This is a genomic window from Pseudomonas sp. SCA2728.1_7, assembly GCF_018138145.1.
Lineage (GTDB): Bacteria > Pseudomonadota > Gammaproteobacteria > Pseudomonadales > Pseudomonadaceae > Aquipseudomonas > Aquipseudomonas koreensis_A.
This window is the reverse complement of the sequence record NZ_CP073104.1, coordinates 1,991,673-2,013,341: the sequence shown is the minus strand read 5'-3', so window position 1 is coordinate 2,013,341 and position 21,669 is coordinate 1,991,673. Positions and strand designations below refer to the sequence as shown.

The window sequence follows — 21,669 nt, the reverse complement described above, 5'->3', positions numbered from 1 at the left end:
GGCCATCGTGCATCCTGCATTTTGCGGGATCATTGTCTATTCGACGGAACCAATCCTCGCCCCGGCGATCATCTTCGCGCCCGCCAAGTCAGCGGATACAAAACATTGCAAAAACCGCGTGTACAGCGCGAGAAGCGCTGACGTATTTTCGATCTCGACCTGCGCTTGAACGCGTCGGTTGCATCAAGCCAAAGCCCGAAAAATAAAAACATCGATCTGCACGTCAAGGTCGAACGGGGAGCTTCCATGAGTCACGCGCCAAGCGACACGATTACCTGGGGCATGATGCTCCGCAAACTGCCGATGATTGCCAAAGCCATCCCACGGGTGGTCAAGGGCATGAAGGTGGCAAATGTCACGGATCCGACCCAAAGCTGTGGCCTTGGCTGGACGTTCGAGCAAGCGACCCTGCGCAATCCCGAAGGCCCGGCGCTACTGCAGGGCGACGTGCTGCTGAGCTATTCGCAGGTCAATCAGTGGGCCAACCGCATTGCCCACTATCTGAACGGGCAGGGCATCGGCAAGGGCGACGTGGTCGCGGTGTTTATCGAAAATCGCCCGGAATTGCTGGTGACCATTCTGGCGCTGGCCAAGGTCGGTGCCGTCAGCGCGCTGCTCAATACTTCACAATCCCGCGACACGCTGATCCACAGCGTGAATCTGGTGGCGCCGGTAGCGATTGTCGTCGGCGAAGAACTGCTCCCGGCTTATGCGGCGATTCGCGAGCAAGTGGCGATCACCGCGCCGCGCACCTGGTTTGTCGCCGATCAGGACACCTACAGCTATCCGGGCATTGCGCCCGAAGGCTACGTCAATCTGATCAGCGCCAGTGCCGACGCCTCCAGCGAAAATCCGTCGAGCAGCCAGCAGATCTTCTTCGACGATCCATGTTTCTACATCTACACCTCGGGCACCACGGGCCTGCCGAAAGCCGGGGTGTTCAAACATGGTCGCTGGATGCGCAGCTCCGCCAGTTTCGGCATGATCGCCCTCAATATGGGCCCCGACGATGTCGTCTATTGCACCTTGCCGCTGTATCACGCTACCGGTCTTTGCGTGTGCTGGGGCTCGGCAGTCAACGGCGCCTCGGGCTTCGCGATTCGTCGCAAATTCAGCGCCAGCCAGTTCTGGAACGACGTGCGTCGTTATCGCGCGACCACCATCGGTTACGTCGGCGAATTGTGTCGTTATCTGGTCGATCAACCGGCCAGCGCCGATGACAGCCGCCACGATGTGCGCAAGATGATCGGCAACGGCTTGCGCCCCGGCGCCTGGGCCGAGTTCAAGACCCGTTTCGCCGTCGAGCACATCTGTGAACTGTATGCGGCGAGCGACGGCAATATCGGTTTCACCAACATTCTCAACTTCGACAACACCATTGGCTTCTCGCTGATGGCTTGGGAGTTGGTGGCCTACGACCATGACAGCGGTGAGCCGCTGCGCAGCGCCGACGGTTTCATGCGCAAGGTCGGCAAAGGCGAGCAGGGGCTTTTGCTGGCGCGGATCGACGAGAAGGCGCCGCTGGACGGCTACACCGATCCGCAGAAAACCGCCAAAGTCGTGCTGCACGACGTGTTTAGCAAAGGCGATCGCTTTTTCAACACCGGCGACCTACTGCGCAACATCGGTTTTGGCCACGCACAATTTGTTGATCGGCTCGGTGATACCTATCGCTGGAAGGGCGAAAACGTCTCGACCACTGAAGTCGAAAACCTGTTGCTGCAACACCCGCACATCTCCGAAGCAGTGGCTTATGGCGTGGAAATCCGCAACACCAACGGCCGTGCCGGAATGGCGGCGATCACGCCTGCGGAATCCCTTGCAACCCTGGATTTCGCCGAGTTGCTGACCTTTGCCCGCGAACGTATGCCGGCCTACGCGGTGCCGTTGTTCCTGCGGGTGAAGGTGAAAATGGAAACCACCGGCACCTTCAAATATCAGAAAACCCGCCTGAAAAATGAAGGCTTCGACCCCGGTCAGACGGGCGATGATCCGATCTACGCTTGGCTGCCCGGAACGCAGACTTATGTTCGGGTCACTGACGACGTATTGGCCGAAATTCATCAGGGCAAACATCGTTATTGAATCTGGCTATGGGCAGGCTTGAGAAAAAGGGGGTGACAGCCACGGCCTCGCTCGGGAAACTGTCGGCTTTCCGATTGACCGAAAGTGGAGTTGCCCCATGTCCGACCAAAGCCGCCAGATGACCCCTGAAGAAGCTGCCGAATTCACTGAGCAGGTTTTCAACAAGGCGCGCGACGGTGATGCCGAGATGCTTGATCGTCTGGTCACGGCCGGTTTGCCGGTCAACCTGAAAAACAGCAAGGGCGACACATTGCTGATGCTGGCCAGCTACTACGGCCATGTGGATGCGGTGCAAGTGCTGCTTAAACACAAAGCCGACCCGGAAATGCGCAATGGCAACGGCCAGAGCCCGATTGCCGGAGCGGCGTTCAAAGGTGATCTGGCGGTGGTCAAGGCGCTGGTCGAGGCGGGCGCCGAGATCGAAGGCTCGTCGTTTGATGGGCGTACGGCGCTGATGATGGCTGCGATGTTCAACCGTGTTGAAATCGTCGATTACCTGATCAGCAAGGGTGCCAACGCGCAAGCCAAGGACGCCAACGGCGTGACGGCGCTGGACGCTGCACGGACGATGGGCGCGGTTGATACCACGGCGCAGCTGGAAAATTTGTTGGGTTGATAAGATCAGAAGATCGCAGCCTGCGGCAGTTCCTGCACTGATTGCGTTTGTGGCCCGTTTCGCGGTCGAACGCTGAACTTGTAGGAGCTGTCGCAGGCTGCGATCTTTTACTTTGTGCGCTATCCTCCGCGCCCTCGAAATTCACCTTCGCCACAGGATCCGCCCTCATGAAAGCCGCACTCGTCGAACTCATCAGCAAAATCAGCTCCGGCTGCATGGGCGAGGACGAGATCCTGAAAGTCGCCGACGAAGCGGCACAGGCCTACGCCGATGCCGATGCTTTTCTGGCAGCCAACCCCGACATCAACTACGACGACACCTTCCCGATCCCGCTGGGCGAGTGGGTCGTGGTCGGTAGCTTGCCGGAAACCGTGCTGTTCCAGGCTGACACTTACGTTGACCTGTTCGCGCAGATCGTCGCCTCGTTCGGCCCGGGCGTGGATTTCAACCTCAAACCGAAGCAACTGGCAAAGACCGAAGCCCTGACTGCACTCAACCGCATCCAAGTGCAAATGAGCAGCATGAACAAGGAAAACGGCGGTTACACACTGATGAACTTCAGCCAACTGCTCGACGACGAATTGCAAATGGTGTTGGTCTTCGGCAACGACGTGCCTCGGGTGCTGGAACTGTGCGCCGAAGTCGGCATCGCCGCCGCACCCTCGCTCGAAGCCCTGAAGATCGCCGTTCACGTCTGAGTGCAATAAAAGGGAACCCTGCGCGCGACCGTCTATCCTAAAAGTGCATGCCACTATTCTGGAGCGACACCATGGGTTCCACGTTCAACGGTCTGATTGGCCTGATCATCCTTGCCCTCGACATCTGGGCCATCATCAACGTGTTGAAAAGCGGCGCGACCACCGGGATGAAAATCGTCTGGGTGCTGCTGATCATCCTCCTGCCAGTGCTGGGCCTGATCATCTGGGCGATTGCCGGGCCGCGGGGCAACGTGCGGATCTGACACTGATCCCGAGAACACCACAATACCCTGTAGGAGTGAGCCTGCTCGCGATAGCTATCCTTCAGTCAATGAGTCAGTGACTGAAAAACCGCTATCGCGAGCAGGCTCACTCCTACAAGGGATTGCGGGTTGCCGATAAAGTGAGGTTCGACCTGTCATCTTCGGCAACGTAGAATGCGCGCCTTTCCCGGGCAATCGTCCCCACGATTGGCGCCCGCGCATTCATCGGAGCACTTGACCATGACCGTCACCAAAACCAGCGAGTACCTGGAAACCCTCTACGAAGGCTACGGCCAGCGTTTTCGCATGGAAAAACTGCTGCACGAAGTGCGCACCGAACACCAGCACCTGGTGATATTCCAGAACCCGCGCATGGGCCGTGTCATGGCGCTGGACGGCGTGATCCAGACCACCGAAGCCGACGAATTCATCTACCACGAAATGCTCACCCACGTGCCGATCCTCGCCCATGGCAGTGCCAAGCGCGTACTGATCATCGGCGGCGGTGACGGCGGCATGCTGCGCGAAGTGACCAAGCATGCCGGCGTCGAGCACATCACCATGGTCGAGATCGACGGCACCGTGGTCGACATGTGCAAAGAGTTCCTGCCGAACCACTCCAGCGGCGCCTACGACGATCCGCGTCTGAACCTGGTGATCGACGATGGCATGCGTTTCGTTGCCACCACCACGGAAAAATTCGACGTGATCATCTCCGACTCCACCGACCCGATCGGCCCGGGCGAAGTGTTGTTCTCGGAGAACTTCTACCAGGCGTGCCACCGCTGCCTGAACGAGGGCGGCATTCTGGTGACCCAGAACGGCACGCCGTTCATGCAGATCGACGAAGTGAAAACCACCGCCGGTCGCCTGAACAGCCTGTTCCCGGACTGGCACTTCTATCAAGCGGCCGTACCGACCTACATCGGCGGTTCGATGACATTTGCGTGGGGCTCGACCAACCCGGCGTACCGCAAACTCAGCCGTGAAACCCTGCAACAGCGCTTCATCGGCAGCGGCATCGTCACGCGCTACTACAACCCGGAAATCCACATCGGCGCGTTCGCCTTGCCGCAGTACGTGCTGCAGGCGATCAACAAGCCAAGCAACGATTAAAGAACACCGCATTACCCCTGTGGGAGCGAGCCTGCTCGCGAAGGCGTCAGGTCAGTCAAAGAATATGTCGACTGGACAGACCCCTTCGCGAGCAGGCTCGCTCCCACATTTGTTTGCTCCACACGATAGATGTCGTTTTTTTCATCTTCGCCCGCTGTAATCCTTTTGAACCAACTTTCGGCGTTCACAGTCGAGATAGTGGTAAGCCCATTTGCGGGTTTGATCGAGGAGGCACCGATGCAAAAGTGGAAAGTCACTTTCGTGGACGATCATGGTGAAATTGTCGATGAGGTGTTCGAGCGCGCGGAATGCCCCACGGACGATGAGGCCGCTCGATTGATCAAGGAACGGCTCCTGCCCGTCGCCGCCAAACTGGATCTCAACGATCTGGAAGGGCGAACCCCCGATGCTGGCGTCAAAAGCCTCGAAACCCAAAACAGCATCAAGATCCGCAGCATCACTCCAATCTGAAAATCTTCCTTTCATCCGAAGCAACCAGGCCTTGGCAGCGGCTCTGACTTGGGGCTACTCTGCAAGCGAGATCAGCGAACGGATCGCTAAGGTCTGGTCTTGTCAGCTACATGCTTGTTCCCGCGTGCAACCACGTTGCCGTAGTACTTTGGCCAGAGGCCCGGGGCGGGAATACGGAAAGTCTATCCATCTATGCGAGGGGGACGATTCATGAGCACAGCCTATCAAGAAGACATCAGCAGCAATGTTCTGCGCCGCATGAAAGAAGGCGGTTTCGATTTTTCCCGATTCCATCCCATCGAGTTCTACGCGATTTTCCCGGACGAGGAGCGGGCGCGCAGGGCGGCAGGCAAATTTCGCGGTGAATCCATCAATGCCCAGGTCAGCGTGCGTGATGACGGTGCGTGGGCGCTGGAATTAAGCAAAGTGATGTACGCGACCTATGACGATATCGGCGACTTCGAGCAGGGATTCTCTGCCGTGGTTGAACCTCTGGGTGGCATCATCGAGGGCTGGGGCGTAAAGCAGGAGGTGCGCAACCGCCACCGTTTGAACTGATCTCTGGTTTCATTTGTTGAACAACGGCTGACCTTCGGGTTGGCCGTTGTCATTTCCGACGTAAGCAAAACGCTGTGGCAAAACCCTGAAACAAGAAACCGAGGCAAAAAAAAGCCACCGGAGAGGGTGGCTAAAAGGGAAGACCGATAAGGAGAGGAAACCGGTCAAGGTTAAGGCAGGGTGGGCTGCGCAGGCAGTCCAGGTCAGTTGAGCTGGCGACTTCGCGGCGCTGTGCGCGGGGAAGTTTTGCAGCGGATGCGCGGATTATCCGCAGGCAGCGCCGGGCAGTGAAATCAACTCTGACTATGCTGGTGATAGGCGATGCAGTGCGTCGCAATGAAGCGGGGGCAATCCGGTTGGGGCATTTGCCGCACAGGAATGGTGCGGTGCCTGCGGCGTGTATTTCCAACCGGTTGAAATCAAAGCGTTTATGCCGATGGCACGGGCCTTGCGAAGGCCTGTAGGTCCGGGTGACAAGGAGTACGGCATGATCCGCACCTATTTTGATGAGATGTACGACGCCGGCGGCCAGGTTCGCCCGCATTATCGGGAGTTCGCCCGATGGCTGGCTGACACGCCTGACGAACTGTTGGCCCAGCGGCGACGTGAGGCCGATCTGCTGTTCCATCGCGCCGGCATTACCTTCACGCTCTACGGCGATGAGCAGGGCACCGAGCGCCTGATTCCTTTCGACACCATTCCGCGCAGCATTCCCGCCAGCGAGTGGCGGATCGTTGAGCGCGGCTGCATCCAGCGGGTCAAGGCGCTGAATATGTTTCTCGCTGACCTCTATCACGAGCAGCGCATCATCAAGGCCGGGATCATTCCTGCCGAACAGGTGCTGGCCAACGAGCAATATCAGTTGGCGATGCAAGGCCTCGATCTGCACCGCGATATCTATTCGCACATCTCCGGCGTCGATCTGGTGCGCGATGGTGACGGCACTTACTACGTGCTTGAAGACAACCTGCGCACTCCGAGCGGCGTGAGCTACATGCTCGAAGACCGCAAGATGATGATGCGCCTGTTCCCGGAGCTGTTCGCCGCCCAGCGCATCGCGCCGATCGATCATTACCCGAACCTGTTGCTCGACACCCTGAAAAGCTCAAGCCCGATCGACGACCCGAGCGTGGTGGTGCTGACGCCGGGGCGCTTCAACAGTGCGTTCTTCGAGCACGCGTTTTTGGCGCGGGAAATGGGTGTGGAGCTGGTCGAGGGCGCGGATCTGTTCGTGCGTGACGATAAAGTCTTCATGCGCACCACCGACGGCCCGAAAGCGGTGGACGTGATCTACCGCCGCCTCGACGATGCGTTCCTCGACCCGCTGGCGTTCAACCCCGACTCGATGCTCGGTGTGCCGGGGCTGCTCTCGTCTTATCGCTCGGGCAACGTCGTGTTGGCCAATGCCATCGGCACCGGTGTGGCGGACGACAAATCGGTGTACCCGTTTGTTACCGACATGATCCGGTTCTACCTCGACGAAGAACCGATCCTGAAGAACGTGCCGACCTGGCAATGCCGCAACCCGTCTGAACTTTCCCACGTGCTGGCCAATCTTCCAGATCTGGTGGTCAAGGAAACTCAAGGCTCCGGTGGTTACGGAATGCTCGTGGGGCCGGCGTCGACGACGGCGGAAATCGACGCCTTCCGCGAGCGCATCAAAGCCAAGCCGCACGCATACATCGCGCAACCGACGCTGTCGCTGTCGACCTGTCCGACCTTTGTCGAAAACGGCATCGCCCCGCGCCATATCGACTTGCGTCCGTTTGTCTTGTCCGGGCGCGAAACCCGCGTGGTGCCTGGCGGTTTGACCCGTGTGGCGCTGCGTGAAGGTTCCCTGGTGGTGAATTCCTCCCAGGGCGGCGGAACCAAGGACACCTGGGTGGTCGAGGATTGAAGGAAGCTTGCCATGTTAAGTAGAACTGCCTCGGATCTGTATTGGATGTCGCGTTACCTGGAGCGGGCGGAAAACCTCGCCCGGATGCTCGACATCAGTTATTCGCTGTCGCTGATGCCGCAGGACGGTCGCGGCGACGGTTTGCACGAACTGGCGATGCCGCTGCTCATCACTGGCACCCTCGACGATTATCTGGAGCGTCACGGCGCGCTGCATGCCGAACGCCTGCTGCACTTTTTTGCCCTCGACGCCGCCAACCCGGCGAGCATCTACAGTTGCCTCGGCGCGGCGCGGGCCAGCGCCCATGCCGTGCGCGGGCGCATCACGGCGGACATGTGGGAGAACATCAATTCGACATGGCTGGAGATTCGCGGGATCGCCGAACAGGGCCTCAGTCGCTATGGCATGAGCCGTTTCTGCGAATGGATCAAGGAGCGTTCGCACCTGTTTCGTGGTGCGTCCTACGGCACGATCATGCGTAACGATGCATTTCGTTTCATTCGTCTCGGGACGTTCATCGAACGCGCGGACAACACGCTGCGGTTGCTCGATGCCCGCTATGAAATGGCCGGCGATCAGGCTGAAGCGGTCAGCGACGGTACGGCCCACGCTTATTACCAGTGGAGTGCCTTGCTGCGCGCCTTGTCCTCCTTCGAGGCCTACACCGAAATCTACCGCGATGCGCCCGGGGCCCGTCATGTCGCCGAGTTGCTGCTGTTGCGCGCCGATGTACCGCGTTCACTGCGGGCCTGCACCGAAGAGATCGATCAGATTCTCGCGCAGTTGCCTGGCGCCAACGGCCGACCGGCGCAGCGTCTGGCGGCAGAGATGGACGCACGCTTGCGCTACACCGGCATCAACGAAATTCTCGAGGAAGGCCTGCACGCGTGGCTGACCGAATTCATCCCGCTGGTGCGCCAGTTGGGCAACGCCATTCACAGTTCCTACCTGGAGGCTGCATGAGACTTTCCATAAGCCACGAGACCACCTATCACTACGAAGATCAGGTGCGGGCGAGCATCCAGTACCTGCGGCTGACCCCCCACGACAGCGAGCGTCAGCATGTGCTGAGCTGGCAACTCGACCTGCCACGCCCGGTGCGCGCGCAACTCGATCCGTTCGGCAATATCCTGCATGTGCTGACCATGGATGAACCGCACGAAGCGATCATCATCGGCGCCCGCGGGCAGGTCGATATCGACGAATTGCGCGAGGCCGAGCACGAGAGCCAGTCGGCGCTGCCGTTTCTGCGCTTCACTCGCTTGACCGAGGCCGATGAGGCGCTGCGTGCGTTCGCGGAAAAATCCTGCAAGCAGCGGCGCGATCGCACGGCGCTGATTGATTTGATGCACGGTTTGAATCAGCACATGACGTATACGCCGGGTTCTACTGAAGTCGACACCAGCGCGGCGGAAGCTTTCGCCGGACGTGCCGGGGTTTGTCAGGATCACGCTCACGCGTTTCTGGCTTGTGCACGTAGTCTCGGGATTCCGTCACGTTATGTGTCGGGCTATTTGTACAGCGAGGATTGCGAGCATTTGGCGAGCCACGCCTGGGCGGAAGCCTGGCTGGATGACGCTTGGTACAGCTTTGATGTGACCAATCAACTGGCGCGGCCGGAGCGGCATTTGAAACTGGCGGTGGGTCTGGATTATCTGGATGCCTGCCCGGTACGCGGCATGCGCCGGGGCGGTGGCTGTGAGCAGATGCATGCGAAAGTGTTTGTCTCGCCGACGCCAGTCATCTCCGTCCAGCAACAGTAACGGGCTCACACAAAACCCTTGTAGGAGTGAGCCTGCTCGCGATAGCGGTCTGTCAGTTACAAATGTGCTGACTGATACACCGCTATCGCGAGCAGGCTCACTCCTACAAGGAAATGTGCTCAGGGCTTAACCTTGCGCCCGGCCATGTGTTTCAAATATCCCACCAACATCTGCAAATCTCCATCCGGCAACACCTCTACCGAAAACCCCGGCATCTTCGCCTGCGGCCACTGACGCAGACTCTGCGGATCACGAATGTAACGCTTGAGGAAATCCGCGCCGAAATACTCGGTCGGGTTATACGGAATATTCAGATCCGGCCCGAACTGCGCATCCCCCGCACCGTTCAACCGGTGGCACGCCAGACAGTTTTTCTGAAACAGTGCAAATCCCAGGTTCACCGGGTCATCCGCCTTCAACTCAGGATCCGGCAGCAGGGCCGGGAAGCGTTCGGCCACCGGCGCCATGCGCTTGATGCTCGCGACCTGGAATGGCCATTGCTCCGGGCTGATATTGCCAGCCTGTGGATCGCTCCAGACCAGATAGAACGGCCCGGCGCTATGCTTGCCTTCCGACAGCGGTGGCCACGGCTGTGCCGGATCTTCGATGGCCAGCCATGCCCGTGCGCCGTCGCGGTTGAGTAACGGAGCCGCAGCCAATTCCGCGGCAAACCCATCCAGTGCCACCGCTTGCAGATGATCTTGCGGTTTTATCCCGGTCAGCAGCGCAGCCACAGGCACGACGCGATAGGTCATGTCCTTTTTGTAGGACACATCGTTTTTGATCGTGAGGGTTTGCACTTGAGGATGCTTGAGCAGTTCTTCGGTCTGCCAGGTGCGGCTGTTTGCGCCCAGTTGCAGATCCAACTGTGCGGCAGACAAGGGCATGCTCAGCAGCATGGCCCCGAACACAATGAGCGCTTTCAAATGATCGCCGTCCATGTCGTGAGAGTGCGCAAAGGTTGGCACAGCCACGCTGGCCCGGGTAGCGGGCCAGTCACATTTTCAGTGGCGATAAACAGCACCTGCCGCTCGATTCAGCCGATGACCTTGGTCAGATTCGGCAAAATCAACAACAGCGTCGTGGCGAAAAGAATGAGCCCTGCTTGACGAACTTTCGGTTGTTTGAACATGGCTTGACCGCCTTTATTGTTATTTCCTGATGCTTGCCTGCATATCCATGACGGCAAGCGCTGCACTTCCTGTTGAAGAACGTCGGCCTCGGCAAAACCCGACGACTCTGACGTACATGTACTACCTTAGGGCCCGCGTCACGCTTGGCTTAGATCCATTTCATATGGAGTGCTAGGCAATTGCGATTAAAAAGGCATGAGGCTTATTGCCAGCTTCTTTGCCGCCCGCTGGCTAGACAACTCGCCGACCTGAACCGGTTCACCCAGCCTTCTGTGACCGTCCGTCTGAGCGTGGGCGTCAACCGCATTGAGCGCTGTGGTCATTGAAACCATGACGGCTTGGGCCAAGAGTGAAGGTACAAGAAATCACTCACCGCACAGGTTCGAGGACGACATGACCCAAGCTTTGATATTCGATGCGCTACGCACGCCCCGTGGCAGAGGCAAGGCCGATGGCGCTCTGCACAGCGTCAAACCGGTGAATCTGCTGGCCGGTCTGCTGACCGCGCTGCAAGCGCGTAACGCGCTGGACACCAGTCAGGTCGATGACGTGGTGGTCGGCTGCGTCACGCCGATTGGCGATCAAGGCTCGGACATCGCCAAAACCGCCGCGCAAGTGGCCGATTGGGACGTCAGCGTTGCGGGCGTGCAGATCAACCGTTTCTGTGCTTCGGGACTGGAAGCGGTCAACCTCGGCGCAATGAAAGTGCGTTCGGGCTTCGAAGACCTGGTGGTGGTCGGTGGTGTCGAGTCGATGTCGCGGGTGCCGATGGGCAGCGATGGCGGCGCCTGGGCGCTGGACCCGCAAACCAACCTGCACAGTCATTTCACTCCGCAAGGTGTTGGCGCGGACCTTATCGCCACGCTGGAAGGCTTCAGCCGTCAGGACGTCGATGCCTACGCCTTGCACTCGCAACAGAAAGCCGCACGGGCGCGGGCTGACGGCTCGTTCAACAAGTCGCTGGTGCCGGTGCAGGACCAGAACGGCATCATCCTGCTCGATCACGATGAGTTCATTCGTGCCGAGTCGACTCTGGAAGGCTTGGGCAAGCTCAAGCCGAGTTTCGAAATGATCGGGCAGATGGGTTTCGACGCCACGGCGTTGCGGGTCTACAGCCATGTCGAGCGAATCAATCACGTGCACACACCGGGTAACAGTTCCGGGATCGTCGACGGTGCGGCGCTGATGCTGATCGGCTCCGAAGCCAAAGGGCGGACGCTGGGCTTGCAACCTCGGGCGCGCATTGTCGCCACAGCGGTTACCAGCACCGACCCGACCATCATGCTCACCGGCCCTGCGCCGGCAACGCGCAAGGCACTGGCCAAGGCCGGGTTGCGCGTTGAAGACATCGACCTGTTCGAGGTCAATGAAGCGTTTGCTTCGGTGGTGCTGAAGTTCATCAAGGACATGGCCGTCGACCCCGACAAGGTCAATGTCAACGGCGGCTCCATCGCCATGGGCCACCCGCTGGGCGCGACCGGTTGCGCGATCCTCGGCACCTTGCTCGATGAGCTGGAAGTGCGGCGCCTGCGCTATGGCCTGGCGACGCTGTGCGTCGGCGGCGGCATGGGCATTGCCACCATCATCGAACGCCTCTGAGCCCCGAATCCAAGGAATCTTGTTATGAGCGAAGCCATTCGTTACGAAAAAGGCCAGGACGCTATCGTCGTGCTGACCATCGACATGCCGGGCCAGAGCGCCAACACCATGAACGCTGTGTACCGCGAGGCCATGGCCGCGTGTGTCGCCCGGCTGGTGGCGGAAAAAGACCACATTGCCGGGGTCATCATCACCTCGGCGAAGAAAACCTTCTTTGCCGGCGGCGACCTGAATGAGTTGATCAAGGTCGGCAAGCCAGAAGCCAAAGCCTTCTACGACATGGTGCTGACCCTCAAGGGGCAATTGCGCACTCTGGAAACCCTCGGCAAACCGGTGGTCGCGGCGATCAACGGCGCGGCGCTGGGCGGCGGTTGGGAAATCTGCCTCGCCTGTCATCATCGCGTGGCTTTGGATGATGCGGCGGTGCAACTCGGTCTGCCGGAAGTGACCCTTGGCCTGTTGCCGGGCGGTGGCGGAGTAGTACGGATGGTGCGCATGCTCGGCATCGAGAAAGCGCTGCCGTATTTGCTTGAAGGTAAAAAGGTGCGTCCGCAACAGGCGTTGCAGGCGGGTTTGATTGATGAACTGGCGGCAAACCGCGATGAATTGCTGGCCAAGGCGCGCGCCTGGATCGTTGCCAATCCGACGGCAGTGCAGCGCTGGGATGTGAAGGGTTATCAGATTCCGGGCGGCACGCCGTCGAACCCGAAAGTCGCGCAGATGCTGGCGATTGCGCCGTCGATTCTGCGCAGTAAGACCCAAGGGACAATGCCGGCGCCGGAGAAAATCCTCTGCGCGGCAGTCGAGGGCGCTCAGGTCGATTTCGACACTGCACATCTGATCGAAACCCGTTACTTCACTGAACTGACCACCGGGCAGATCTCGAAAAACCTCATCGGCACGTTCTGGTTTCAACTCAATGAGATCAACGCCGGAGGTTCGCGGCCGCAGGGCTTTGCGCCTTATAAGACGCAGAAGGTCGGCGTGCTCGGCGCCGGGATGATGGGCGCAGGGATTGCCTTTGTCAGCGCTTCTGCGGGTATTGAAGTGGTGCTCAAGGACGTCAATCTGGCTGCCGCCGACAAAGGCAAAGCACATTCTGCGGCGTTGCTGGACAAGAAAGTCGCTCGTGGACAGATGGATGCTGCGAAGCGTGATGAGGTGTTGGCGCGGATCAAACCGTCCGAAAGTGATGCCGACCTCGCGGGTTGCGATCTGATCATCGAGGCGGTATTTGAAGATCGCGATCTCAAGGCCAAAGTCTCTTCTTCAGCCCAGCGGGTGGTGGGTGCCGAAGCCGTGATCGCGTCGAATACCTCGACGCTGCCGATCACGGGGCTGGCGACGGCGGTGCCTGATCCTGGCAAGTTCATCGGACTGCATTTCTTCAGTCCGGTGGAAAAAAATGCCTCTGGTGGAAATCATCAAAGGCGCGCAGACCAGTGACGAAACCCTCGCCCGAGGTTTTGATTTCGTTCTGCAAATCAAGAAGACGCCAATCGTGGTCAACGACAGTCGCGGCTTCTTTACCTCGCGGGTATTCGGCACGTTCACCAACGAAGGCATCGCCATGCTCGGCGAAGGCGTGAGCGCACCGATGATCGAGACCGAAGCGCGCAAGGCCGGGATGCCGGTCGGGCCTCTGGCGATCTCTGACGAAGTTTCCCTCAGCCTGATGAGCCATATCCGTCAGCAAACTGCCAAGGACCTACAGGCAGAAGGGAAACCGCTGATTGAGCACCCGGCCTTCGCCGTGATTGACTTGCTGCTTAACGAATACAAGCGTCCGGGCAAAGCGGCGGGTGGCGGTTTTTACGATTACCCAAGCGGTGCACAGAAACATTTGTGGCCCGAACTGAAGACGCGATTCGAGAGAGCCGATGGGCAGATTTCGCCCAAGGATGTGCGTGATCGGCTGTTATTTGTACAAGCCATTGAAACCGTGCGCTGTCTGGAGGAGGGTGTGCTGACTTCGACGGCGGACGCTAACGTCGGCTCGATCTTCGGAATCGGTTTTGCAGCGTGGACGGGCGGTGCGTTGCAGTTCATCAATCAATACGGGGTGAAGGATTTCGTCGCCCGCGCGCAATATCTGGCTGAGCAGTATGGGGAGCGTTTTGCGCCTCCCGCGTTGCTGCTGGATAAAGCAGCGAAAGGTCAAATGTTCTAAGGGAACGCGCATTCCGGGGCTTGCCTTGCCGGGGCGTTTCAAGGCAGGCTCTGGGGTGTTCATTATTCCCATCACGTGTCAGGTATTTTTTATGTCGCTACGCATCTGCATACTGGAAACCGACATCCTGCGTCCGGAACTGGTCGATCAATATCAGGGTTACGGGCAGATGTTCCAGCGCCTGTTCTCGCAGCAACCGATTGCCGCCGAGTTCACTGTCTACAACGTGATGCAGGGCGAATACCCGAGCGACGAGCAAACCTTCGACGCGTACCTGGTCACCGGCAGCAAGGCTGACTCGTTCGGTACTGATCCGTGGATCCAGACCCTGAAGGAATACCTGCTGACTCGTTACGAGCGTGGCGACAAACTGCTCGGCGTGTGCTTCGGCCATCAACTGCTGGCGCTGCTGCTCGGCGGCAAGAGCGAGCGTGCGACGCAGGGTTGGGGCGTCGGCACTCACAACTACAAACTGGCGGCCAAGGCGCCGTGGATGAGTCCGGTACGTGAGGAACTGACGCTGCTGATCAGCCACCAGGATCAGGTCACAGCGCTCCCGGAAAACGCCACGGTGATTGCTTCCAGTGATTTTTGCCCGTTTGCGGCCTATCACATCAACGATCAGGTGTTGTGCTTCCAGGGCCACCCGGAGTTCATTCACGATTACTCGCGGGCGCTGCTCGATCTGCGTCAGGAAGCGTTGGGTTCGCAGATCTACAGCAAAGGTGTGGCCAGTCTCGAGCAGGAACACCATGGTGCGACAGTCGCGGAATGGATGATGCGGTTTGTGGCGCATAAGCCAGAAACTGTCTAAGGCCAAAAGCTTCGCGAGCAGGCTCGCTCCCACATTGGATTTTCGGTGCGCCACCGATCAATGTGGGGGCGAGCCTGCTCGCGAATGTTCCAGACAACTCGGTCTGCGCTACAACCACCCGGACTTCTTGAAGCTCGCCCACAAACTCACACACCCCACCGCAATAAACCCCAGCACCCCGAAGTAACCGTAGTGCCAGCTCAACTCCGGCATGTTCTGGAAGTTCATCCCGTAAATCCCCGCCACCGCCGTCGGAAACGCCAGGATTGCCGCCCAGGCAGCAAACTTGCGCTGCACCACGCTTTGCCGTGAAGCCTCGAGCAACACACCGATCTCGATGGTCTGGCTGGCGATGTCGGCCAAAGTGCTCAGGTCTTCCATCTGCCGCGTTACGTGGATCTGCACATCGCGGAAGTATGGGCGCATGTTCTTGTCGATAAACGGGAAACTCAGTTTCTGCAGTTCCTCGCCAATCTCTACCATCGGCGCCGCGTACCGGCGCAGGCGCACGACATCGCGGCGCAAGCCATGCAGCTTCTGAATGTCACGTTCATTCAACGCGCTACACAACACGTTGCGCTCCAGTTCATCGATTTCGGCATGGATCGCTTCACCGACCGGCTGGTAGTTCTCGATGACGAAATCGAGCAACGCATACAGTACGAAATCTTCCCCATGCTCCAGCAGCAGCGGACGCGCCTCACAGCGTTGGCGGACATGGGCGTAGGACGCCGAGTGGCCGTTACGCGCGGTGATGATGTAGCCCTTGCCGGCGAAGATGTGCGTTTCGATGAACTGCAGAACGCCGTGTTCGCGGATGGGCGAATAGGTGACGATAAACAGAGCGTCGCCAAAGGTTTCCAGCTTCGGTCGGCTGTGTTTTTCCAGGGCATCTTCAATGGCCAGTTCGTGCAGGTTGAACTGACGTTGCAGGTTGGACAGTTCCTGTGCGTCCGGTTCTTCCAGACCGATCCAGACAAAGTGACCGGTTTTCGCGGCCCAGGCAGCGCCTTCGTCGAGGGTAATATTGGTGACTTTCTTGCCTGCGCTGTACACCGCAGCAGCAACAACTCGACCCATGGTGGTGATTCACTTCTTCTTGGCAGGTGGCAGGGAATACAAGGCTTTAGCTTAGCCGTGTCGCTGCTTGAGAGTCAGTGAAATCTGTACAGTTCACCGGGCAAAAGAAAACCCGCACAGGGCGGGTTGTCTTTTCAGGCGGCTTGCAGTTGCCGATCCATCGACTCAATGCACTCGCGCATCTGTTCGCGGCACTGATTGATGAGCATGGGCATGTCATCCATGGTCAATCCGGCTGTAGGAATCGCCGGCAGCGAGCGTATGAGAATTTTTCCGCTGCGCCAGCGATTCAGACGCATATGCTTGATGTAACTGCTCACGCAAACCGGAACGATCGGTACACCAGCGGCAATCGCCATCTGGAACGCGCCTTTCTTGAAGGGCAGCAATTCTTCGCCGAGGTTGCGCGTGCCTTCCGGGAACACCCAGATCGAGGTGTCTTCGTTCTGCAAGGTATTGGTGGTGGTCAGCATCGACTGGCGTGCCTTGTGCGCATTGCCACGGTCGATCAACACATTGCCGGCCAGCCAGAACAGTTGTCCGAACAGTGGCACCCACTTGAGGCTCTTCTTGCCGATGCACACGGTACGGCGCGGCACGACGTTGCCGAAAACGAACAAGTCATAGTTGGACTGATGGTTGGCGATGATCACGCAACTGTCGGGTTTGTTCAGCAAACCGCTGACATCGGATTTCACCCGTAAACGCAAAATACACATCGCTGGTAGCGCGTAGAGGCGGGCGCACAGCCGGCTGTTGTCCGGATTGAACGGGCGGCAGATCCCGAGAATCACCCCGAGCACGCCGGCCAGAATAAAGTGCAGGCCCATCAATAACATACGAAACACGAACAGCATTTTCAGGCCCCACCGGGACAAAAGGTGGCGCAGTGTACGGATGTGCACTGTTTTCGGCAATTGCCACTATAGAGTCGGGAGATAGCCGATGTTTAAGCGCATGTTTCCGAATCGCGGGTCAGACCTGTCCTAGAGCTCTTGCAGCTTTTTAAACCGGGCGTGCAAGAAAAAGCCCGACACGACGGTCGGGCTTTTCGTTACGTTCTTGAATCCAGGCTTAACCCAGATGCTCCTGATCCTGGATGATCGCGTTATCCAGCGCTTCCAACAGTGCCTTACGGACTTTCAACTTGGTGTTCTTGTGCGCGAGCATATTGATCTTTTTCAACTGACGCGCAGCGGCGAGGGCGGCACCTTGCAGCTCTTCGGCGGAAACCACCTTGTCGAGAAAACCGGCATCCACGGCGCTTTTCGGATCGAACATCTCGCCGTTGATCACCGAGCGGTGAAACGCCGAGCGACGCAGACGATCACGCGCCAGCTCGATACCGGCGTGGTGCATGGTCATACCGATCTGCACTTCGTTCAGACCGATGCTGAACGGGCCATCAACACCGATGCGGTAATCGGCAGACAACAGAATAAACGCGCCCTTGGCCACGGCATGACCCGGGCAAGCGACGATCACCGGGAACGGGTGAGAGAGCAGACGACGCGCCAACGTCGAACCGGCAGTCACCAACGCTACCGCTTCTTTAGGGCCGGCTGTCATCACCTTAAGGTCATAGCCGCCGGACAAAATTCCGGGCTGACCGGTAATGATCACGATGGCACGATCCGTCACCGCCTGATCCAGCGCCGCGTTGAATGCCGCAATCACGTCCGGAGAAATGGCATTGACCTTGCCGTTGCTCAAGGTCAGGGTCGCGATACCGTCTTCGAGGTGGTAGGAAATCAACTCACTCATGACGCTATTCCTTGTAAGAAAGATCGGCAGACGTTACCCACCGCCGCAGGCCAGGTAAAGCGCCGTGACTGACCCGCCAGTCACCGTTTTCCTGCCCGCCCGGCGCAGCGAGGCATTTCGCTTCTATATAGAAGGGCCGCGCCCACCGAAGATTGGCCGGTTTGCCATGGCCTGCCAGCGGGAAAAACGACTTTTTCTCTTAACCGCATGAAAATTCTAAAAAAAAGTTTGCCATCGCAAAAGCTTTCGACTACATTAGCGCGCCTCGACAGACAGAACATGTTTGAAGAGATACGGTGAAGTGTCCGAGTGGCTTAAGGAGCACGCCTGGAAAGTGTGTATACAGGAAACTGTATCGAGAGTTCGAATCTCTCCTTCACCGCCACATTCAGTAAACGCAAACCCCTGATTTTCCTAGAGAAAGTCGGGGGTTTGTGGTTTTTGGCGTCTGGCAAAAGGCGATATTGGACCAAATTTGGGACAGACCTGCCTATGATTGCTATCGCACGAATGTGGATCTGTGCCGCCCACTACTGACCTTTTCTAAAAAATGCCATGGCGCTAGGAGAGTCCTCCTAGCTTGTCGATGGAAGTGGAAACATCGAATATTGATCCGGCAGGCGAACGAATAATCCCTTCGCGGGATCAACGCCATCCGCCATCCGCCATCCGCCATCCGCCATCCGCCATCCGCCATCCGGCACATGCGCTCCTGTGCTGAGTTAAGTCATTCGTTACGACGGATTTCAGTTTTGATTTTCCACACTCATGAGTAGCGTTCCCCTTCAATGCATTTAAGGGAAGATTCGTTCTCAGCGGCATCGAATACATTGATGGCTGCGCTTATGCGCAGTCCTGGTGGTGCAGAGAAAAGTGACTGGCATTTCCGATAAAGAACGGGGCACGGCGGCCCCGTCTACGAAGATCACTTTGATCCACTTGATGTTGCTCGAAAGCAGACAGTTTACCTATGACCGGAAAGGGTCAGGCTCGCCGGTGCATTGCTTCAATCTAGAAATAACGTCCGGGCCTGTTTTAGCGATATCGATCCTGCCTGTTTCATCCAGATAGATGTCAATGGTTCGACCCCATTTGGGGGTGATGTCGATGCACCTCTGAAAACCTTTATCAGTCCACCAATCGAACATCATGAAAAAGTCGTCATCGGGGAATAGGTAGCCGAACTCAACGGCCGAGCCACCGTGCTTGATATCGCCTCTATGAATCCTGTCTTGAGTGTTCCAGACGTAGTGAAATTCTCCCTCGCTGTTCGGAGAAAAATTCACTGCTACGACTGGGGAGCCGAAATACCAAAAAGCGATTGGAAGGGCGACGAGTATCAGGAGGATCCAGCGCCCATACCGCCGACCGGTTTTATTTGCATTCATGTAATTTGATTCCTTTTCCCCATTCCTTAGGCGGCACTGCAAGGACTTGATCCATGATCATTTTGGCTGTGATGCCTCCATTGGGATGTTGGCGATAGAGATTCACACCGATGCTTATGGATATTCGATCGGGCGCATCATCCCACGCCCTCAGACCGTCGACATTGGCTGAGCGGTTTGGGCCAGGTAATTCCCATTGCTCTTTAGGCTTTGTTACGACTTCTTGGGCTTTGCGTAGGGCATCTGAAATGATTTGCTCACCACCGGCACCATCCAGAAGCACACTCTCGGATAGACCTCCAGCTCTGCCCACATAGCCGTAATGAACGTTCGACCAAATGTCATAGAAATACTCGTACTTTCCTTGCTTGTGCCAAACGCCCCCGATGGTCTTGCGGATGATCGGCTTGTGGTCCCAAGGACGATTTTGACCGACACGCTCAGTCCAAATGGCCAATGCTCTGGCTTTCATCCCAAGCGCCATACTATAGAAATCAGGCTTTGGACCGAGTTGAAGCCAGAAGGGCTGCGCCATGTATTCCTTGGTTTTTGCATGGGCGTCGTAGCTGTTCAATTCCTTCATCTGGCGAACGGCTGGGCTATTGATGTTGGTGTTCATCTCGGCCGCGATGTAGCTCGCCAGCTTTTCCATCATGTCAGGGTCTTTACAGACAGCAGGTTCAGCTTTTGGCTCGGATTTCTTTTCCGGCTTTTTGACGGGTGGCTTGGCTGCGGGCTTCGGTGCTACCAGAGCATTCGCAGCAGTGGCCTTTTCAGTGAGCTTTGGATCGGCCAACAAGGTCGCCATTTTCTCATCGTCCACGGAGCCATCGGGGCGGAAGGCCCCGAGCGCCATAAAGTTGATGATTGTTGCACCACCAGCATCTCCCATGACAAAGCCCCCCCCGACATCGCCTGATCCGGTGATGATCGTTCCACCATGGCTGGTGGGACTGCCCAAGTGGGCCATAGGGCGGCCATTCACTTGGATAGAGGGAAAACCCGTCGTGATGACGGCGCCACATCCACAGGTATCACCGACACGGGCAGAGCCCATCGTGTTGATGTTTACGTCACCGCTGGCGGAGGCAATGGGGGTGGTGCCGTGACCTGGCAATGGGCAGACGTGCTTGTCACCCAAGCGAGCAGAAGAAATCATTTATCGTCCTTGAGTCATTCATCCGTGTTCCTGAACCAGCGTCGTGTTGGTTCGGGGGGAGGCTACCGCAAACGTATGAAAGGGTCTGTAAGAAAAAGCCGCTTTGAGCGATTACAATCGCGGATTTACTCATCCGTATAAGGACGACATTCCATGATCATCTCCACCACTCACGCCATCGAAGGTCGGCAGATCACTGCATATCTGGACATTGTCAGTGCGGAATCAGTGCAGGGCGTCAATGTGATCCGCGACATGTTTGCCGGTATGCGCGATTTTTTCGGTGGGCGTTCGCAGACGCTGGAGCGGGCGTTGAAGGAGGCGCGTATTCAGGCGACCGAAGAGATCAGGGAGCGCGCGCGTGTTCTGCAGGCGGATGCGGTGGTTGGAGTGGATTTCGAGATCAGCATGCCCGGCGGCAAGGGCGGGATGGTGGTGGTGTTCGCGACGGGGACGGCGGTGAAGTTGCGCTGAGTTTCGGTCAATAGGCTTGTGAGCCCATTCAGAGGTTGGATGGGCTGGTTTTGTCGCCGATCAGCCCTGCGACTTGAGGATCACGGTTCATCGGTGTGTTTGAATTTTGCAGTCCATTCGTCGGGCGTCAGCTGATCTGAATTACAAGTCCAGGAATGACCGACTAGTCTCAAAAGCATAGCAGGTCGGTATTTTTTCAGGCAAAAGAGTTTTTGCCGGTATCGGTCTGTTGCGAAGGGGAAAAGATATGACTGGTCCGTATATCGAAGACGATGGCGCTGAATTTTCCTTCAATAACTGTGTACGGTGCGGTCAGACCGAATACCAGTCAGGTTTTGGCGAGGATCCGGTGCAAATCGGCAAGATCAAATCCACGGCACCTAAAGGACCGAAGGCTAAATTCCTGCCCAAGGTCACTGCGCGATCCAGAAAATAATCGTTGTCTGAATAACCCCGTCAATCAGCGGGGTTTTTTATGGCTGAACGTTCGAGGAAATATCTTACGGACGATGTTGTGGCGGATGTCGCGGGATTTCACAAACTTTTCACGTCTGCCGCAGTAGGGTGAAGCCATCCGTTAGAAAGCAAGTCTCCAGCCCGTCTCCCCAGCGGGCTTTTTTT

The 21,669-nt window shown here is 57.7% G+C and carries 20 protein-coding genes, 1 tRNA gene and 1 pseudogene; 16 read left to right on the top strand and 6 right to left on the bottom strand.

Going from position 1 to position 21,669, the window contains the following annotated elements; all coding sequences use genetic code 11:
• Positions 1-246: 246 nt before the first annotated feature.
• The 10 genes from KBP52_RS08800 (at position 247) to KBP52_RS08755 (ending at position 9,467) form a co-directional block, all read left to right on the top strand.
• A complete protein-coding gene (locus KBP52_RS08800) occupies positions 247-2,085 on the top strand; it encodes a long-chain-acyl-CoA synthetase (protein WP_212622624.1) in 1,839 nt (612 codons plus the stop codon).
• 97 nt (positions 2,086-2,182) lie between these two features.
• Positions 2,183-2,701, top strand: a complete 519-nt coding sequence (locus KBP52_RS08795; RefSeq protein WP_212622623.1) for an ankyrin repeat domain-containing protein — start codon at positions 2,183-2,185, stop codon at positions 2,699-2,701.
• 167 nt (positions 2,702-2,868) lie between these two features.
• On the top strand, positions 2,869-3,399 hold the full coding sequence (locus KBP52_RS08790; protein ID WP_077571791.1) for a hypothetical protein: 531 nt from the start codon (positions 2,869-2,871) through the stop codon (positions 3,397-3,399).
• 71 nt (positions 3,400-3,470) lie between these two features.
• On the top strand, positions 3,471-3,662 hold the full coding sequence (locus KBP52_RS08785) for a PLDc N-terminal domain-containing protein (protein ID WP_007914053.1): 192 nt from the start codon (positions 3,471-3,473) through the stop codon (positions 3,660-3,662).
• Between the two features lie 240 nt (positions 3,663-3,902).
• On the top strand, positions 3,903-4,778 hold the full coding sequence (gene speE, locus KBP52_RS08780) for a polyamine aminopropyltransferase (RefSeq protein WP_016982904.1): 876 nt from the start codon (positions 3,903-3,905) through the stop codon (positions 4,776-4,778).
• Between the two features lie 237 nt (positions 4,779-5,015).
• On the top strand, positions 5,016-5,249 hold the full coding sequence (locus tag KBP52_RS08775) for a hypothetical protein (protein ID WP_116032855.1): 234 nt from the start codon (positions 5,016-5,018) through the stop codon (positions 5,247-5,249).
• A 210-nt stretch (positions 5,250-5,459) separates the two neighbouring features.
• The gene (locus tag KBP52_RS08770; protein WP_007914059.1) at positions 5,460-5,807 is read left to right on the top strand and encodes a ribonuclease E inhibitor RraB; all 348 of its coding nucleotides are present in this window, start codon (positions 5,460-5,462) and stop codon (positions 5,805-5,807) included.
• Between the two features lie 487 nt (positions 5,808-6,294).
• Positions 6,295-7,704: a circularly permuted type 2 ATP-grasp protein gene (locus KBP52_RS08765; RefSeq protein WP_016982906.1), complete on the top strand. Its 1,410-nt coding sequence runs from the start codon at positions 6,295-6,297 to the stop codon at positions 7,702-7,704.
• Positions 7,705-7,716: 12 nt separating this feature from the next.
• Entirely contained in the window at positions 7,717-8,667 is a 951-nt protein-coding gene (locus KBP52_RS08760; RefSeq protein WP_016982907.1) for an alpha-E domain-containing protein, read from the top strand.
• Entirely contained in the window at positions 8,664-9,467 is an 804-nt protein-coding gene (locus KBP52_RS08755; RefSeq protein ID WP_034151732.1) for a transglutaminase family protein, read from the top strand. Before KBP52_RS08760 ends, KBP52_RS08755 begins: the two co-directional genes overlap by 4 nt.
• A gap of 119 nt (positions 9,468-9,586) precedes the next feature.
• Here KBP52_RS08755 and KBP52_RS08750 read toward each other — a convergent pair whose 3' ends face one another.
• Positions 9,587-10,408 carry a cytochrome c gene (locus KBP52_RS08750; RefSeq protein ID WP_212623118.1) on the bottom strand — a complete coding sequence of 274 codons (822 nt, stop codon included), beginning with the start codon at positions 10,406-10,408 and terminating at the stop codon, positions 9,587-9,589.
• A 585-nt stretch (positions 10,409-10,993) separates the two neighbouring features.
• On the opposite strand from KBP52_RS08750, the gene KBP52_RS08745 reads away from it, so the two are divergent.
• From KBP52_RS08745 to KBP52_RS08735, 3 genes and pseudogenes are all read left to right on the top strand, one after another.
• A complete protein-coding gene (locus KBP52_RS08745) occupies positions 10,994-12,199 on the top strand; it encodes an acetyl-CoA C-acetyltransferase (RefSeq protein WP_212622622.1) in 1,206 nt (401 codons plus the stop codon).
• A 24-nt stretch (positions 12,200-12,223) separates the two neighbouring features.
• Positions 12,224-14,369: pseudogene (locus tag KBP52_RS08740) on the top strand (3-hydroxyacyl-CoA dehydrogenase NAD-binding domain-containing protein).
• Positions 14,370-14,460: 91 nt separating this feature from the next.
• Complete coding sequence (locus KBP52_RS08735; protein ID WP_123592750.1) at positions 14,461-15,183, top strand: amidotransferase; 723 nt, start codon at positions 14,461-14,463, stop codon at positions 15,181-15,183.
• Positions 15,184-15,291: 108 nt separating this feature from the next.
• Here KBP52_RS08735 and KBP52_RS08730 read toward each other — a convergent pair whose 3' ends face one another.
• The 3 genes from KBP52_RS08730 to KBP52_RS08720 all read right to left on the bottom strand — a co-directional run bounded on the left by KBP52_RS08730 (position 15,292) and on the right by KBP52_RS08720 (position 18,027).
• A complete protein-coding gene (locus tag KBP52_RS08730) occupies positions 15,292-16,263 on the bottom strand; it encodes a magnesium and cobalt transport protein CorA (RefSeq protein ID WP_116032841.1) in 972 nt (323 codons plus the stop codon).
• Positions 16,264-16,397: 134 nt separating this feature from the next.
• Positions 16,398-17,120, bottom strand: a complete 723-nt coding sequence (locus KBP52_RS08725; protein ID WP_077571798.1) for a 1-acylglycerol-3-phosphate O-acyltransferase — start codon at positions 17,118-17,120, stop codon at positions 16,398-16,400.
• A gap of 217 nt (positions 17,121-17,337) precedes the next feature.
• The gene (locus tag KBP52_RS08720; protein WP_077571799.1) at positions 17,338-18,027 is read right to left on the bottom strand and encodes a crotonase/enoyl-CoA hydratase family protein; all 690 of its coding nucleotides are present in this window, start codon (positions 18,025-18,027) and stop codon (positions 17,338-17,340) included.
• A 295-nt stretch (positions 18,028-18,322) separates the two neighbouring features.
• On the opposite strand from KBP52_RS08720, the gene KBP52_RS08715 reads away from it, so the two are divergent.
• Positions 18,323-18,412 (top strand) — tRNA-Ser (locus KBP52_RS08715).
• Positions 18,413-18,995: 583 nt separating this feature from the next.
• Here KBP52_RS08715 and KBP52_RS08710 read toward each other — a convergent pair.
• Positions 18,996-19,415 carry a hypothetical protein gene (locus tag KBP52_RS08710; protein WP_077571805.1) on the bottom strand — a complete coding sequence of 140 codons (420 nt, stop codon included), beginning with the start codon at positions 19,413-19,415 and terminating at the stop codon, positions 18,996-18,998.
• Entirely contained in the window at positions 19,402-20,574 is a 1,173-nt protein-coding gene (locus KBP52_RS08705; RefSeq protein ID WP_123592752.1) for a polymorphic toxin type 44 domain-containing protein, read from the bottom strand. Before KBP52_RS08705 ends, KBP52_RS08710 begins: the two co-directional genes overlap by 14 nt.
• Before the next feature lie 153 nt (positions 20,575-20,727).
• Between KBP52_RS08705 and KBP52_RS08700 the strand changes: the two genes are divergently transcribed.
• Positions 20,728-21,048 carry a YbjQ family protein gene (locus tag KBP52_RS08700; RefSeq protein WP_077571807.1) on the top strand — a complete coding sequence of 107 codons (321 nt, stop codon included), beginning with the start codon at positions 20,728-20,730 and terminating at the stop codon, positions 21,046-21,048.
• A gap of 247 nt (positions 21,049-21,295) precedes the next feature.
• Entirely contained in the window at positions 21,296-21,484 is a 189-nt protein-coding gene (locus KBP52_RS08695; protein ID WP_077571808.1) for a hypothetical protein, read from the top strand.
• The last annotated feature ends 185 nt before the right edge of the window (positions 21,485-21,669 follow it).